At 65.7% G+C, this 15,919-nt stretch carries 12 protein-coding genes; 5 read left to right on the top strand and 7 right to left on the bottom strand.

Annotated elements, in window-relative coordinates; translation table 11 throughout:
* Positions 1-2: 2 nt before the first annotated feature.
* Positions 3-1,442, top strand: a complete 1,440-nt coding sequence (locus AWC08_RS31290; RefSeq protein ID WP_065132554.1) for a class I adenylate-forming enzyme family protein — start codon at positions 3-5, stop codon at positions 1,440-1,442.
* Here AWC08_RS31290 and AWC08_RS31285 read toward each other — a convergent pair.
* Together AWC08_RS31285 and AWC08_RS31280 are read right to left on the bottom strand one after the other, a co-directional pair.
* A complete protein-coding gene (locus tag AWC08_RS31285) occupies positions 1,439-2,407 on the bottom strand; it encodes an NAD(P)H-dependent flavin oxidoreductase (protein ID WP_065132555.1) in 969 nt (322 codons plus the stop codon). The genes AWC08_RS31290 and AWC08_RS31285 overlap by 4 nt on opposite strands.
* Before the next feature lie 171 nt (positions 2,408-2,578).
* Entirely contained in the window at positions 2,579-3,178 is a 600-nt protein-coding gene (locus AWC08_RS31280; RefSeq protein WP_069434353.1) for a TetR/AcrR family transcriptional regulator, read from the bottom strand.
* Between the two features lie 104 nt (positions 3,179-3,282).
* Between AWC08_RS31280 and AWC08_RS31275 the strand changes: the two genes are divergently transcribed.
* The gene (locus tag AWC08_RS31275; protein ID WP_069434352.1) at positions 3,283-4,845 is read left to right on the top strand and encodes a phytoene desaturase family protein; all 1,563 of its coding nucleotides are present in this window, start codon (positions 3,283-3,285) and stop codon (positions 4,843-4,845) included.
* Here AWC08_RS31275 and AWC08_RS31270 read toward each other — a convergent pair.
* From AWC08_RS31270 to AWC08_RS31260, 3 genes are read right to left on the bottom strand one after another with little or no spacing between them, the layout of a single operon-like run.
* The gene (locus AWC08_RS31270) at positions 4,842-5,285 is read right to left on the bottom strand and encodes an SRPBCC family protein (RefSeq protein WP_069434351.1); all 444 of its coding nucleotides are present in this window, start codon (positions 5,283-5,285) and stop codon (positions 4,842-4,844) included. The genes AWC08_RS31275 and AWC08_RS31270 overlap by 4 nt on opposite strands.
* Positions 5,286-5,327: 42 nt before the next feature.
* Positions 5,328-6,332 (bottom strand): zinc-binding dehydrogenase, encoded by a 1,005-nt coding sequence (locus tag AWC08_RS31265; RefSeq protein WP_069434350.1) that lies wholly within the window; start codon positions 6,330-6,332, stop codon positions 5,328-5,330.
* A 36-nt stretch (positions 6,333-6,368) separates the two neighbouring features.
* Positions 6,369-6,692: an ArsR/SmtB family transcription factor gene (locus AWC08_RS31260; protein WP_232007976.1), complete on the bottom strand. Its 324-nt coding sequence runs from the start codon at positions 6,690-6,692 to the stop codon at positions 6,369-6,371.
* Positions 6,693-6,781: 89 nt separating this feature from the next.
* Between AWC08_RS31260 and AWC08_RS31255 the strand changes: the two genes are divergently transcribed.
* Entirely contained in the window at positions 6,782-8,053 is a 1,272-nt protein-coding gene (locus AWC08_RS31255) for an RsbRD N-terminal domain-containing protein (protein ID WP_069434349.1), read from the top strand.
* Positions 8,053-8,757, top strand: a complete 705-nt coding sequence (locus AWC08_RS31250; RefSeq protein ID WP_069434354.1) for an MBL fold metallo-hydrolase — start codon at positions 8,053-8,055, stop codon at positions 8,755-8,757. Before AWC08_RS31255 ends, AWC08_RS31250 begins: the two co-directional genes overlap by 1 nt.
* A 10-nt stretch (positions 8,758-8,767) precedes the next feature.
* Here AWC08_RS31250 and AWC08_RS31245 read toward each other — a convergent pair whose 3' ends face one another.
* Complete coding sequence (locus tag AWC08_RS31245; protein ID WP_065132566.1) at positions 8,768-9,142, bottom strand: hypothetical protein; 375 nt, start codon at positions 9,140-9,142, stop codon at positions 8,768-8,770.
* A 191-nt stretch (positions 9,143-9,333) separates the two neighbouring features.
* On the opposite strand from AWC08_RS31245, the gene aceA reads away from it, so the two are divergent.
* Entirely contained in the window at positions 9,334-11,622 is a 2,289-nt protein-coding gene (gene aceA, locus AWC08_RS31240) for an isocitrate lyase ICL2 (protein WP_065132560.1), read from the top strand.
* Between the two features lie 75 nt (positions 11,623-11,697).
* Here aceA and AWC08_RS31235 read toward each other — a convergent pair whose 3' ends face one another.
* Entirely contained in the window at positions 11,698-15,642 is a 3,945-nt protein-coding gene (locus AWC08_RS31235; protein WP_085088680.1) for a PPE family protein, read from the bottom strand.
* Positions 15,643-15,919 lie beyond the last annotated feature (277 nt).

The following is a 15,919-nucleotide window of genomic DNA, read 5'->3' as shown; positions in this document are numbered from 1 at the left end:
CCATGAATCTCGGCACGATCATCGACGCCGCCGCGGTCGCCGATCCGCAGCGGACCGCGTTGATCATCGACGGCCGGCGCATCAGCTACGGCACGCTTCACGACGCCGTGTGCCGGTGCGCGGGCGGGCTGGCCGCCGCCGGTGTCACGCCCGGGGACCGGGTCGCGGTCGTCGACGCCGCGAGCCTGCTGTCCATCGCGTCACTGCTCGGCGCGGCGCGCATGGGCGCCACCCCGGCATTGATGAACCCCGCTCTGACGCCGGCGGAGCTGCGCGCCCTGCTCGACAACGCCGGTTGCTGCCCGGTGGTGGTGGCCGGGGAGGCGTTCGTGGACCGGCTGCCGGCCGAGGCGACGGCGCTGACCGCCGCCGACCTCATCGGGACCGAGGCGCGGATACCGGCCGAGACCGCCGCGACCGAAGCGGATCGCGCGGCCATGGTCCTGTTCACCAGCGGCACCACCGGCTTGCCCAAAACGGTCGAGATAGGCAGCCTGCAACTGGCCACGCGCCTGAACCGGACATCGCAGCCCTTCGCACCGGACACCCCGCCCACACCGGTGATGATGTGCGTGCCCTACTTCCACGTCGGCGGTTCCCTGGGACTGCTCGCCAGCCTGTACTCGGGCAACACTCTGGTGGTGCAGCGGCGGTTCGACGCCGGCGAATGGTTGCGGCTGGTCGCAGAGCATCGGGTCACCGGCATGTTCCTGGTACCGACGATGCTGCACCGGATTCTGGACCACCCTGACTTCCCCGTGACCGATCTGTCGTCGCTGGCCGCCGTCACCTACGGGGCCGCCGCCGCACCCAGCGCACTGATGCGCCGGGCGTTAGCCGAGCTGCCACATGTGGCCTTTACCAACGTCTTCGGTCAAACCGAGACACTGGGTACCTACGCCAATCTGACACCGCAGGATCACCAGGACCCGGCGCGGGCGGGGTCGGTCGGCCGGCCGTTGCCGGGTGTCCAGGTGCGGGTGGTGGATCCGGCTAGCGGCGCCGACGTGCAGCCGGGTGCGGTCGGGGAGTTGTGGGTGAACTCGCCGGTCAACACGGTCGAGGGATGGTTACGCACCGGCGATCTGGGCCGGATGGACGCCGACGGCTATATCTTCCCCACCGGCAGGCTGCGCGACACCATCAACCGCGGCGGCGAGAAGTTCGGGCCCATCGAGGTCGAGGAGGCGCTGCGCTCCCATCCGGCGATCAGCGACGTCGCGGTCGCCGGGGTGTCCGATGACGAACTCGGCCAGCGGGTGGGCGCTGCGGTCGTGACGCGGGCACCGGTGACACTCGAGGAGTTGCGGGCGCACTGCCGGGACACGATCGCCTACTTCAAGCTGCCGGAACGGCTTGCGGTCGTCGACGACATCCCCTACAACGCGACGGGTAAGGTCGACCGCCGCCGACTCGCCGAGCTGATCACCGAGCGTTCCTAATCGTTGTCCCTGTTCAGGATTCGCGCCGCGTCGCCGACCATCGCTGTCACGATCTGCCCGGCGGGCACTACCTCGTGGATGAGCCCGACGGCTTCGCCGACCAGCACGGTGTCGACCTCGAAGTCCTCGGCGGCGGCTCCCGCTTGATAGGCACTGACGGCATGGGGCAGCTGTGCGAGCAGTTCATCCGGGTTGGCATGCCAATGCCGGATCAGCGCATTGCTCACCAGCCGCAGATCGTAGCCCTGCGGCCAATCACGTTGCCGCACAAGGTCGAAGACCCTCGTTCGGATTGTGTCGTCGCCGCCGGCCGCGAGGGCCCGCCGGTGCGCCGCGGCCGACACCAACGCTTCGTCGGACGCCCAGAACCTGGTCCCGACCACCACCCCGTCGGCGCCGAGCGCAAGCGCCGCGGCCAGGCCACGGCCGTCGGCGATCCCACCGGCGGCCACCACCAGCGTTCCGGCCCCGCGCTCGGCGACCAGGTCGACAACCTCCGGCACCAAAGTGAAGGTCGACCGGACGCTCATCCCGTGCCCGCCCGCCTCGCCGCCCTGGGCGACGATGACGTCCGCGCCGGCATCCACTGCCCGACGGGCCTGCGCCAGGTTCTGCACCTGGGCGGTCAGCGGGACTCCCGCCCGATGGATGCGATCGGCGAACGGCTCGAGGTCGCCGAACGAGAGCATGACCGTCGGCGGCTGCTGCGTCAGCACGGTGTCGAGCAACTGCGGGTTATGCGCCAGGCTCCAGGTGATGAAGCCGTATCCGACGCGGGCACCGTTGGCGTTGCCCATTTCCGCCCGCAGCCATGCCTCGTCGCCGTAGCCGCCGCCGACGAGCCCCAGGCCCCCCGCGCCGGTGACCGCCGCGGCCAGCCGGCCACCGGAGACCATGGCCATCGGCGCAAGCAGTATCGGATGCTGGATGCCAAGCAATTCGGTGAGGCGGGTTCTGAGAGTCATCGTCGTGCCTCAGTGGCGGCGACCGCGTCGTGGACTGTGTGGCCTTCGTTGAGGTCGATGTACAGCAGCGGCATGTTGTCCTCCGTTCTATCCACCAGGGTCAACGTCACGCCGGTTCGGAGCAATCCGCCCGCGACAGTCAGAAGCAGCTGAGCGATGAGCCCGGCCCACTCACCCGAGCGGCGCCAGACCGGAGCGAATGAGATCCAGGCTCTTGGCCACCAACTCGCCGAGATCGCCGGTACAGCCGTTACGGCCCCAATGTTCTACCGCCACAACCAGAGTCGCCGCCAGCGTCGAACCGGCCACGTCGGCCACCAGTTTGATGTCGGGCACCCCGGGATGCCGGGCCCGGACGAATTCGGTCAGGACGGCGGCGAATGAGGCTTGCACCACCCGTAGATGCCCGGCAATGCGCTCGGCGCTGATCAACTCGGCCCGGGCGGTCGCGGCCTGACGGACCACCTCGAGGTCGTGCGGGAAGGTGCCGACGCTGGCCAGCACCGCCTCGAACAGCGACTCCGAAGCGGGCCGCCCCGCCAGTGCCTGCGCCAGCCATTCCAGCTGCGTCTCGTAATCCTGGAAGAGCACCGCTTCTTTGGTCGGGAAATGCCGGAAGAAGGTGCGCTCGGTGACGCCCGCCTCGCGCGCCAGCTCCGTCACGGTGACGTTGGCAAATCCCTTGCTGGCGAAGCTTTTCAGCGCCGCCAGCCGAAGCGCCTCGTGCGTCGACCGGCGCCGCGCCTGGTGACGGTTGGTCGGCGCGCTCATGTCAACACCGGATGGTATCCGACCCGAACTTGTCAATGCTGACACCTTCCTATCATGTCAGTACTGACATATTCTTGCCAGACGAGTCTCGGCGAGGAGGTCAGATGACGGATTACGACGCGATCGTGGTGGGAGCCGGGCACAACGGGCTGACCGCCGCCGCGATTCTGCAGCGGGCGGGCCTGCGCACGGTGTGCCTGGAAGCCAACACCTACGCCGGGGGCATGGCGGCAACAGTCGAGTTGATCGACGGCTTCCGGTATGAGATCGCGGGCTCCGTGCAGTTCCCGACGGCCAGCCAGATCACCAAAGACCTCGGGCTGGACACGCTGCCCACCGTCGAACCCGAGGTGATGTCCACCAACATCGGCGAGAACGGCGAAGAGCCGATGGTCTTCTACCGCGACCCGATGCAGTTGATGACACACCTGGGGGAGAAACACGGCTTCGAGGCGGTCACCGGTATGGCAGAGCTCATCGGTTGGAGCCAGGGACCGGCAAAAGCGCTGGGCCGCTTCGATGTGTGCAAACCGCCCAAGACGCTCGACGAGATGTACGCCTGCGCGGCCAACCAGGCGGAGCGGCGGGCGATCCACGAGATGCTGTTCGGATCCGCGATGGACGTCATCGACCGCTACCTGCCCGATAAGGAGAAGCACGCGGTGATGCGGGGCATGCTGGCCTTCCTGGCCGTCAACTCCACCTACCGCGGGCCCTACACCCCGGGCAGCGCAACCTGCCTGGCATTCGCCCTGGCGGTGCCGGACAACAACACCTCGATGATGACCAAGCTCAAAGGTGGCATCGGCGCACTCACCGAACATTTGCACGAACTCTTCCTCTCCCACGGCGGCGAGATCCGGTTCCGCGCCAAGGTCGAGCAGATACTCGTCGAGCACGGCAAGGTGACCGGCGTCCGATTGCGGGACGGCTCGACAATCACCGCGCCGATCGTGGTGTCGAATCTCGCGCCCGATCTCACCCTCACCGAACTGATCGACCCCGAACATGTACCGGCCGAACTTGTTTCGCGTGTCTCCGACCGGGACCACCGCGCCTCGTTCATCCAGATGCACTTCGCCCTCGACGGGCTGCCCGAGTTCGCGGCGCCCTATGAGTTCCTGAACGAAGAGGGCATGCAGATGTCAATCGGCATCTTCGGCTCGCCGGAAGAGCAACAGCGGCACTGGGAGAACTGTCGACGCGGCATCGTCCCGGACAACCCGTCGATGGGCATGCAGATCCCGTCGGTGCACGACCCGGGCCTCGCCCCGCCCGGCAAGCACGCCGCCAGCGCCTATGCGTACGCCTTCCCGGTGGAGGTCGCCCGCGACCAGCATGGGCATCTCAAAAATGAGATGGCGCAACGGGTTATCGACAAGATCACCAGGTTCGCCCCCAACTTCAAGGACATCGTGATCCGCCACATCACGTTCGCGCCCTATCACATGAACACTATGTTCGCGGCCCCGGCCGGTGACTTCTGCCACGGACTGCTGCACCCGGACCTGATGGGGCCGAATCGTCCCGGGCCGAAAGGATTTCTGGATTTTCCCATCCCTATTTCCGGGCTTTACCTGGGCGGCGCCGGATGCCACGGCGGACCCGGCATCACCTTCACGCCGGGGTACAACGCGGCGCATCAAGCCCTCCAGGACGCGAGTTAAGCGCCCTTCTTCACCTGAAGGACGCGCTTGCGGAGTCCCTTGGTTGCCGTGTCCATCAGCGCTTTGGCACCCTGCCTGACGAAGAAACCGGGCACCGGCGCACTCAGTTCGACTGTCAGGTCGAAGCGCACGCGGGTGGAGTCGCCCTTGGGAGTCAGGGTGTAGCGACCGTCCTGAGCCTTTTGCTGTTTGGCCTCCACCAAGGTCCAGCTCACTCCGTCGTCGTGCACGGTGTAGGCCAGTACCTGCTCCTCGGTGAACCCGACGAGTTTGACGACCTGCCGCGACTTGAGCGGATGACCCTCGTCGTCGCGTTCCAGGACTTCGACCGTCTTGTGCACCGACGACCACTCCGGCAGCGTTTCGATGTCGAACAACACATCCATGATCTCGTCGGGCGTCGCCTCGATGACGACCTCGCGGGACTCGGTGACAGCCATGCCGCAAACATAGCCGCGCCGGCACCGGGCGAAACCATCTGGTTAAGGAACCAGCACCACCTTGCCGATGTTCTCCCGGGCCGCCAGGATCCGGTGCGCCTCCGGCGCCTCTGCGAACGGGACCGCCGCATGCACGACGGGCGACACCGTCCCGTCGCGCAGCGCCTCGCTCAGCGGTGTGATCCACGGCCCGAGCGAACCCCGGTCGTCCCATAACTTGAGCATGTTGAGCCCGATGACGGTCTTCGATTCCGAGAGCTGATCGAGGAGGTTGAACCCACGCAGCATCGCCAGAGCGTGCGGCGCGGCCTTGCGCAGCGAACGCTTCTCGCCCTCCTGCATATTCGAAATCCCGTAGCCGACAAGCCGTCCGCCGGGTCGCAGCAGATGATAGGACCGGCGCAGCGACGTGCCGCCCAGGGCGTCCAGCACGATGTCATAGGGCGGCAGGCCCTTCCACCAGCCGTCCTGGCGGTAGTCGATCGCTCGGTCCACGCCGAGTTCGGCGAGTTTGCGGTGCTTGCCCGGCGATGCGGTGCCGTGGATTTCGGCGCCGGCGGCCTTTGCGAACTGGATGGCCGCTATGCCCACCCCACCCGCGGCAGCGTGAATGAGCACTCGCTCGCCGGCCCGCAGCGACCCGTAGCCGTGCAGGCCGGCCCACGCGGTCGCATAGTTCACCGGAACCGCCGCACCCTGCTCGAAACTGACCGCGTCGGGCAGTGCCACCGAGTCGGCCGCGGCGACGTTGACGACTTCGGCGTAGCCGCCGAAACGCGTTCCCGCCAAAACTCTTTCGCCGATCCGGCCCGGATCAACGCCGTCGCCGACTGCGGTCACCGTGCCCGCGACTTCATACCCGACGACCGCCGGCAGCTTGGGTGCGTCGGGATACAGGCCCACCCGGGCGAGATGGTCGGCGAAGTTGACCCCGGCGGCCCGAACGTCAATCCGCAGCTGGCCCGGACCCGGCGGCGGCGGGTCCGGCCGCTGCTGGACCTGCAGTACCGATGGGTCTCCGTGCCTGGTGATCACAACTGCGCGCATGAGGCTCCTTTCGTGGTGCGGTCTGCGACCCGCGGGCTACTCGCTGTCCGTCTTGTCGGCCAACGCGGCAAGCCTTGCCCGCCAAAGCTTTTCGAACGGATGCAACCAGTCACCGAGTTCGGCCAATGGTTCGGCGGTCAGCCGGTAGATGCGGCGGCGGCCCTGCGCCTCATCGGCGACCAGCCCGGCGTCGCGCAACACCTTCAGATGTTCGGCGACGGCCGGCCGGCTGAGTTCGAACCGTTCGCTCAGCTCCCCGGCGGACAACGACTGACAGCTCAAAATTTCAAGAAGCCTGCGGCGCACCGGATTTGCCAACGCGGTGAAGATGCGATCACAAAGCCGTTCGGGATTGGCCACCCACGCAATATATGTCGGACATTCCCGACATGTCAACTCGTTCCGACGCATGTGGCTCTCCACGCGCCAGCCATCTAAGGTGTCCACACGTGACCGGCAACGCGGCAGTTGACCACGTACACCGCTGCGTCGTCGCGGTCGCATCCAGCCTGCAGCAGCAAGTCAGCCAGATCAGTCTCGCGATCTGCCGGGCACTCGTTGCCGAAATTCCTGATCTGTGCGGCACCGACCGCACGTTCGAGATGCTCGACGCCGGCGTCGCGACCAACCTCGAAACGATCTTTCAGGCGCTGATGCACGATATTCCGCTCGACGAAAGCACTGTTCCCCCGGTCGCCGTGGAATATTCCCGCCGCCTCGCCCGGGATGGTGTTCCGGTCAACACACTGGTACGCGCCTACCGACTGGGGCAGCGTCACATGACCGAAACTGTGTTCACCGAACTACGCACTCTGCAGATGGAGCCGACGACACGGTTGGCGGTGATCGAGGCGATCACCGGCTTCGTCTTCGAGTACGTCGACTGGGTTTCCGGGCACTTGGTCGGGGCATACGAACGCGAACATGTGCAGTGGCTGGAGAATCAGCACACCATCCGGGCGATGCGGGTCCGCGACCTGCTCGGCGACGACGCTGACGTCGCCGTCGACACCGCTTCTGCGGCAATCGATTATCCGCTGCACGCGCAGCACCTGGCGCTCATCGTCTGGCACGAAGCCGACGACGCTCTGGATCAGCTGCAACGGTTCGTCCACGGGTTGGCCGCCGCCGTGAACACCTCAGGGCAACCGCTTTTCGCCGCCGCAGACCGCACCACCGCCTGGGTCTGGTTGCCGTTTTCAGTCCCGCCCGGTGAAATCGCCACCCGGGTCCGCGAATACAGCGCCACCAGTCCGGAAACCCTGAACATCGCCATGGGCGCGGCCGGTTTCGGTGTCCAAGGTTTCCGGCGATCCCATCGTCAGGCGCGGCGGGCGCAAGCCGCGGCACTGGCTCGGGATCAGAGGCCGGGGGCGCCCAGCCGGGTGCTGGTCGCGGCGACCGATCGGACCGTCATGGCTACGGCGTTGCTGGGCGCAGGTATCGACGAGGTCCGCGGCTGGGTGGCCGATGTCCTCGGGGACCTGGCCTGCGACACCGAAGACGACGCTGTGCTACGCGAGACACTGCGGGTGTTTTTACAGCGCGGCTCGACGCGCGAGGCTGCGGCACGGGAACTCAACGTCGGCTTCAACGGTCTTCGTTGCCGGGTCGAACGCGCGGTCGCCCGCCGCGGCCGGCCGATCGACGATCGGACCGACGTCGAACTCGCGTTGTTCGTTTGCCAGTGGCGGCGCTCGGCTGTGCTGCGGCCGGTCTGATGCACCACCACTGGGAAAGACTGAGCGACAGCGCATATCGGTGCCGGCTGGACTTCTGCGACGTCACGGTCGGCCTGGTTTGCGGACCCGCCGCAACCCTACTCGTCGACACCGGCACCACTCTCGAGGAGGGACGGGCCGTGCAGGCTGATGTAGACCGGCTTGCCACCCGCCCAGTGACTCATGTCGTGTTGACGCACAAACACTTTGACCACGTGCTTGGTTCCTCGGTGTTCACCGGAGCCCGAATCTATTGCTCGCCCGAAGTGGTCGGCTATCTGTCGTCGGCCTCTGATCAGCTGCGCGCCGACGCGCTGGCCTACGGGGCCGATGCCGGGGCGATCGACGCTGCAATTACGGCACTGCGGGTGCCTGCGAAGGGCATCTTGGAGGCGACGGTCGATCTCGGTGACCGCACCGTCACGATCGCTCACCTCGGCGCCGGCCACACCCGCTCCGATCTGGTCATCGTGGTTCCCGCACGCCATTCGGGCGAGCCGACCATAGTGTTCACCGGCGACCTGGTCGAGGAGTCCGCGGACCCGGCGATCGACACCGATTCGGATCTGGCCGCCTGGCCGGACACCCTGGACCGATTGCTGGCGATCGGCGGAGAAGAAGCCGCGTACGTACCCGGGCACGGACGCGTGGTCAACGCTGAGTTCGTCCGACGTCAACGGGATTGGTTGCGGACGAGGCACTGAGGAGCGGCGGCTATCGAGCCGCCGCGGTGCAGGCCGCGATGAGCGCGTCGGGGTCGGTGACGCTGAGCAACAACACTTTCAAGGTGATCGCCTTGTACCAGACTTTGGCCGGTACCGGGGGATCGAGCGTCAGCTGCACCAGCCCCTTGCGCGACCCGTTGACCAGCCAGCGCGAGCCCATGACGTGGACCCCGGCCGTGAAAACCCGCTCGTTGCTCGGCTCGGCGGTTTTGATCGACGTCACGGGAATGTCGGCCGTGAACGCCCATCCCATCTTGACGTGCAAGGTGCCGCCCTCGACCCACAACTCGGTGCTCTTGGGTCCGAGTCCGACAGCCGCCGCCAACGGGAGATACCACCGGTCAAAGCGCAATTCCGTAGCCACCGATGTGACGCTACGCCGCTCCGGCCGTCCCGGCGAGGGTGCCGGCCTGGTGATGTCAGGCGAGTCAGTCATGCCGGTCAGGCCCGGACCCGGTCGAATTGTCCAGGCCCTCGGCCGGTGATTTAGCTCACGCCCACTGGGCATACACTCACTGCGTCAGGGGAACCGGGGCTTAGGAGGAGCGGAAGGCCATGGCCATCGCCGAAACGGACAATGCGGTCCAATCACCGTTCGAGCAGGAAGTCGCTGCCACCCAGCGGTACTTCGAGAGTTCGCGGTTCAAGGGCATCACCCGCCTGTATACCGCCCGGCAAGTCGTCGAACAACGCGGCACGATCCCGACCGACTACACCGTGGCGCGCGAAGCGGCCGCCGCGTTCTTCGAGCGCCTGCGCGAGCTGTACGCCGAGCAGAAGAGCATCACCACCTTCGGCCCGTACTCGCCCGGCCAGGCCGTGAGCATGAAGCGGATGGGCATCGAAGGGATCTACCTGGGCGGATGGGCGACCTCCGCCAAAGGCTCCACCACCGAGGACCCGGGGCCAGACCTGGCGAGTTACCCACTCAGCCAGGTACCCGACGATGCCGCGGTGCTGGTGCGTGCGCTGCTCACCGCTGACCGCAATCAGGAATACCAGCGCCTCAACATGACTGAGCGGCAGCGGGCGTCGGCCACCCGATACGACTTCCGGCCATTCATCATCGCCGACGCCGACACGGGCCACGGTGGTGATCCTCACGTGCGCAACCTGATTCGCCGTTTCGTCGAGGTCGGCGTGCCGGGATACCACATCGAAGACCAGCGCCCGGGAACCAAGAAGTGCGGTCACCAGGGCGGCAAGGTTCTGGTGCCGTCCGACGAGCAGATCAAGCGACTCAACGCCGCGCGCTTCCAGCTCGACGTCATGCGGGTGCCGGGCATCATCGTGGCGCGCACCGACGCAGAGGCCGCCAACCTCATCGACAGCCGCGGCGACGAGCGTGACCAGCCCTTCCTGCTGGGCGCCACCAACCTGAGCATCCCCTCCTACAAGAGCTGCTTCCTGGCCATGATGCGCCGCTTCTATGACCAGGGCGTCGAGGAGATCAACGGCCACCTGCTGTATGCGCTCGGCGACGGCGAATACGCGGCGGCCGATGCGTGGCTGGAGCGGCAGGGAATTTTCGACCTCGTCACCGAGGCGATCAACAAGTGGCGCGACAGCGGGGAACTGACCATCGACGACGTGTACGACGAGGTGGAATCGCGGTTCGTCGCGGCCTGGGAAGACGCCGCCGGCGTCATGACCTACGGCGAGGCCGTGGCCGAGAAACTCGAATTCGGCGAGAGCGAAGGCGAGCCGTCCGGGATGAGCCCCGCGGAGTGGCGCGAGTTCGCCGCCACCGCGTCGCTGTATGCGGCGCACGCCAAGGCCAAGGAGCTGGGCGCCGAGGCGAGCTGGGACTGCGAGCTGGCCAAGACGCCGGAGGGCTACTACCAGATCCGCGGCGGCATCCCGTATGCGATCGCCAAGTCATTGGCCGCCGCGCCGTTTGCCGACATCCTCTGGATGGAGACCAAAACCGCCGACCTTGCCGACGCGCGCCAATTCGCCGAGGCGATCCACGCCGTGTTCCCCGACCAGATGCTCGCCTACAACCTCTCGCCGTCGTTCAACTGGGACACCACCGGGATGACCGACGACGAGATGCGGCAGTTCCCGGTCGAACTCGGCAAGATGGGTTTTGTCTTCAACTTCATCACCTACGGCGGGCACCAGATCGACGGTGTGGCGGCCGAGGAGTTCGCGACCAACCTCAGGCAGGACGGCATGCTGGCGCTGGCTCGGTTGCAGCGCAAGATGCGTCTGGTCGAATCGCCCTACCGCACGCCGCAGACCCTGGTCGGCGGGCCACGCAGCGACGCCGCGTTGGCCGCTTCGTCCGGTCGCACGGCGACCACCAAGTCCATGGGCAAGGGCTCCACGCAGCATCAGCATCTGGTGCAGACCGAGGTGCCCAAGAAGCTGCTAGAAGAGTGGCTGGCGCTGTGGAGTGAGCACTACCAGCTGGGCGAGAAGCTGCGGGTGACGCTGCGCCCCCGTCGCGCCGGCTCGGACGTGCTGGAGCTCGGCATCTACGGCGAGGGCGATGAGCAGCTGGCCAACGTCGTCGTCGACCCGATCAAGGACCGGCACGGCCGCAGCATCCTGCAGGTCCGCGACCAGAACACCTTCGCCGAGAAGTTGCGGCAGAAGCGGCTGATGACCCTGATTCATCTGTGGCTGGTGCACCGCTTCAAGGCCGACGCGGTTTACTACGTGACGCCGACCGAGGACAACCAGTACCAGACCGAGAAGATGAAGTCGCACGGCATCTTCAGCGAGGTCTACCAGGAGGTCGGGGAGATCATCGTCGCCGACGTCAACAAGCCGCGCATCGAGGAGCTGCTGAACCCCGACCGGGTGGCGCTGCGGAAGCTGGTTCTCAAGGAGGACTGACCCGCCGAATCTCGGCCCCAACAACGCAATTCGCGCCTGTCCAGCGGACGGGCGCGAATTGCGTCGGGTGCGGGGCTAGGTCGTCCCGCGGAAGAACAATCCCGACAGGTTGTTGCCGACGTTCGCAAAACCTGAGACGAAGCTGCGCACGGCAAGGTCCAGGACGCCGGTGTTCGCGAAGCCCGAGACGCCACTGCCCAGGTTGCTCAAGGCCGAAACCAGGCCGCCGTAGTTCTGGAAGCCCGAGCCACCGGTCAGGCCCGGACCGTTCGAGTTGTACCAACCGGACAGGCCGGCACCGTTGTTGCCGAAGCCGGAGTTGCCACCGGCGCCGGAGTTGAAGAAGCCCGACGACGGCCCGATGCTCGAGTTGAAGTATCCCGGCGCCGGGGGAATGTCGAACTCGGTGATCAGTGTGCTCGGCAGATGAATGCTCGGGATGACAAGCGGGGGAGTGTTGAATGCCGACAGTCCGATCGGCGGGACGGTGATGGGCGGCGTCGAGAACTGCACCGTGGTGAGGTCCGGCAGGGTGAAGGAACCCAGGCCGATGCGGCCGATGTTCAGCGGCGGCGTCGTAAACGCCGGCGTCGTGATATCCGGCAACGTGAACGCGCCCAACCCGATCCGACCGATCTCCAACGGCGGCGTCGAGAACGCCGGTGTCGTGATATCCGGCAACGTGAATCCGCCCAACCCAATCCGACCGATCTCCAACGGCGGCGTCGAGAACGCCGGCGTCGTGATATCCGGCAACGTGAACGCGCCCAACCCAATCCGACCGATCTCCAACGGCGGAGTGGTGAACGTCGGCGTCGTGATGTCGGGCAACGTGAAGCCACCGAGTCCGATACGGCCGATGTTCAACGGCGGCGTCGAGAATGCCGGCGTCGTGATATCCGGCAACGTGAACCCACCGAGTCCGATACGGCCGATCTCCAACGGCGGCGTGGAGAACGCCGGCGTCGTGATATCCGGCAACGTGAACCCACCCAACCCAATCCGGCCGATCTCCAACGGCGGCGTCGAGAACGCCGGCGTCGTGATATCCGGCAAACTGAACGCGCCCAACCCAATCCGGCCGATCTCCAACGGCGGAGTGGTGAACGTCGGGGTGGTGATGTCGGGCAACGCGAAGCCACTCAAGCCGATCCGCCCGATGTTCAGCGGTGGTGTGGTGAACGCCGGGGTGGTGAGGTCCGGCAACGAGAAATCGCTCACAGCAATTGGATTGATCGTCAAAGGCGGAGTAGTGAACGCCGGCGTCGTGATGTTCGGCAGGCTGAAAGCCCCTGCACCGATCGGGCCGATGTTCAGGGTCGGAGTGCTGAAGGCTGGGGTGGTGATGTTCGGTAGCGAAAATCCGTTGACATGGATCGGGTCTATGGTGATGCCGGGGACCCTCAATTCGGGCAGGGTGAAGCCGTCCACCGCCAACCGCGGAAGCGAAAATCCGAAGCCTCGAATCTCACCGCCGCCGATACGGATCTCACCGGTACTGAGATAGGCGGGGGTGCTGTCGTAAATCGGAGGTATGGGCGGTAGCCAGGCGATGATGCGGGTGCCCCCGATCTGCGGATACACCCCACCGATGCCGGTTTGCAGCGCGGCGAAGTTGTTGGGCAGGAACAAGACTAAGTTGTCAACCCGCAGACCGCCCAGACTGAAACTAGGCAAGGTGATGACACCGGTGTCGGAGACCGTAGAAATGCCAGGCGTGTAGAACGTACCGGTATTTATGCCGCCGATCGTGAGGGGCGGAGTCTCAATTCTCGGCAGGTCAAATCCACCGATCTGGGTGCCCGCCGGTATCGCGATGGACGGGATCGCGAGCGACGGGATTGTCAGGGCGGGCAGCGAGAAGGCACCCAACGCCGTCCCGGCAGGGATCGAGAAGGACGGCACGGTAACCGACGGAATGCTCAGGCTGGGCAGGTTGAATGCACCCAGCGCGGTGCCTGCGGGGATCGAGAGCGACGGCACCGTCAACGACGGAACACTGAGCGCCGGCAGGTCGAATGCACCCAGCGCGGTCCCCGCCGGAATCGAGAAAGACGGGACGGTCACCGACGGAATGCTCAAGCTAGGCAAGTTGAACGCACCCAGCGCCGTGCCCGCCGGAATCGAGAACGACGGCACATTCAACGACGGAACACTCAACGTCGGCAGATCAAAGGCGCCCAACGCCGTCCCCGCGGGAATCGAGAACGACGGCACATTCAACGACGGAACACTCAACGTCGGCAGATCAAAGGCGCCCAACGCCGTCCCCGCGGGAATCGAGAACGACGGGACGGTGACGGACGGGATGCTCAGGCGGGGCAGGTTGAAAGCACCCAACGCGGTCCCAGCCGGAATGGAGAACGAAGGAACGTCGATTCCCGGGACACTCAGCGTCGGCAGGTTGAACGCCCCCAGCGCCGTGCCCGCCGGAATCGAGAACGACGGCACCGTGACCGACGGAATGCTCAGCGTCCCTAGGTTGAACGCCCCCAACGCCGTCCCCGCCGGAATCGAGAACGACGGCACATTCAGGGACGGAATACTCAGCGTCGGCAGATCAAACGCCCCCAACGCCGTCCCCGCCGGAATCGAGAAGGAGGGGATGGTCACGCCTGGAAGGTTCGCCGTGGGCAGATTGAAGGCGGGAATCGAGATGCCGGGGATTTCCAAGGGCGGCAGCGTCAGATCGGGTGTGGTGATCGCAATGTGCAGACTGCCTTGGCCGACCCCGCGGTAGAACACGCCGTTGTTCGCCTGGCCTGTATTGAACAGGCCGTTGTTCATGTCACCGAAGTTCAGGATGCCGGTGTTGATGTTGCCCGGGTTGAGGAATCCGGTGTTGGCGAATCCGGTGTTGAACGAGCCGGTGTTGGAGGCGCCCGGGTTGAAGCCGCCCATGTTGAAGCTGCCGATGTTGACATTGCCGGTGTTCGCATCGCCGACGTTGAAGATTCCGCTGTTGAACGAACCGGCGTTGAGGAAGCCGGTGTTGGCTGAGCCTGGGCTCCATAGACCGGTGTTGAAGTTACCGGCGTTGCCGATGCCGAAGTTGCCGTTGCCCGAGTTGAAGAAGCCGATGTTGCCGTTGCCCGAATTGAACAGGCCGATGTTGCCGGTACCAGAATTGAGGCCGCCTACACCGATTTGGCCGGTGCCGGTCAAGCCGATGCCGATGTTGCCGGTGCCGCTGTTGCCGAACCCAAAGTTGCCGATGCCGAGATTGCCGAAGCCGATATTGCTGTTGCCGAGATTGCCCAGGCCGAAGTTGCCGTTGCCGAGGTTCGCGAAGCCGAGGTTCGAGCCGCCGGCGTTGCCCCAGCCGAAATTGAAGTTTCCGAGGTTGCCACCGCCGACATTGTTCTGGCCGGAATTCCCGTTGCCGAGGTTTGCGGTGCCGATGTTGGCAAGTCCCAGGTTTGCGGTGAGGAAGCTGTCCAGCGTGACACCCGGGCTCGCGGCAGCGGCGGGGACACCGCTTGCGAGCACACCGGCCAGGCTCTGCAATGGCTGGGCGAATGGCTGTAGCGCGGCTGCCACCGCCGAGGCGCCGGCGTGATATGCCGACATCGCCGACACATCCAGCGCCCACATTTCCTCGTAGAGCGCTTCGGCACTGGCGATTGCCGGGGCGTTCTGCCCGAAAATGTTTGACAACACAAGCGACACGAAATTGCTGCGGTTGGCGGCCACCAACTCGGGATGCACCATGGCCACCCGAACGGCTTCGAACTCAGCCGCCATGTTGCTGGCGTGTGCCGCTGACTGTCCGGCCTGCGACGCCGCCGCACTCAGCCATCCCGCGTACGGCGCGGCCGCGGCCGCCATCGCACTCGCCGCCGCACCCTGCCACGAGCCGTTGACCAAGCCGGACGTGACTGTCTCGAAAGATGCTGCGGCTGATGCTAATTCATCAGCCAAGCCCTCCCAGGCGGCCGCAGCCGCCAGCATCGGCTCCGATCCCGCGCCGGAGAATATCAACGCGGAGTTGATCTCTGGTGGCAGCACAAAAAAACTCATGGTCCGACCTCTCAGGTGGCATCGCTGTTGTTGGCATCACGCCAATGACGGGCGACACAACCGACCAGGGCCCGAACCCGCGGTTGCCGCTAAACGCATCTCGTAGCCGACAAGCTAGCCCCCGGCGACCCGGACCTGCCGAGCGATTTATCTATTCGAGGCCAAAACGTTATCTTTTCGTTATTATGCCGCCATGCCCATGTAAATTTGCTTTACAACAGCGAGTTGAGCGGCCGGCCGGCAGCGCAAAGTCAATCAGGACAGCGCCAGAACCACA

It is taken from the genome of Mycobacterium gordonae (assembly GCF_002101675.1).
GTDB classification, from domain to species: domain Bacteria; phylum Actinomycetota; class Actinomycetes; order Mycobacteriales; family Mycobacteriaceae; genus Mycobacterium; species Mycobacterium gordonae.
Note: the sequence above shows the minus strand (reverse complement) of the source record. Positions and strands in the feature narration are given on the sequence as shown.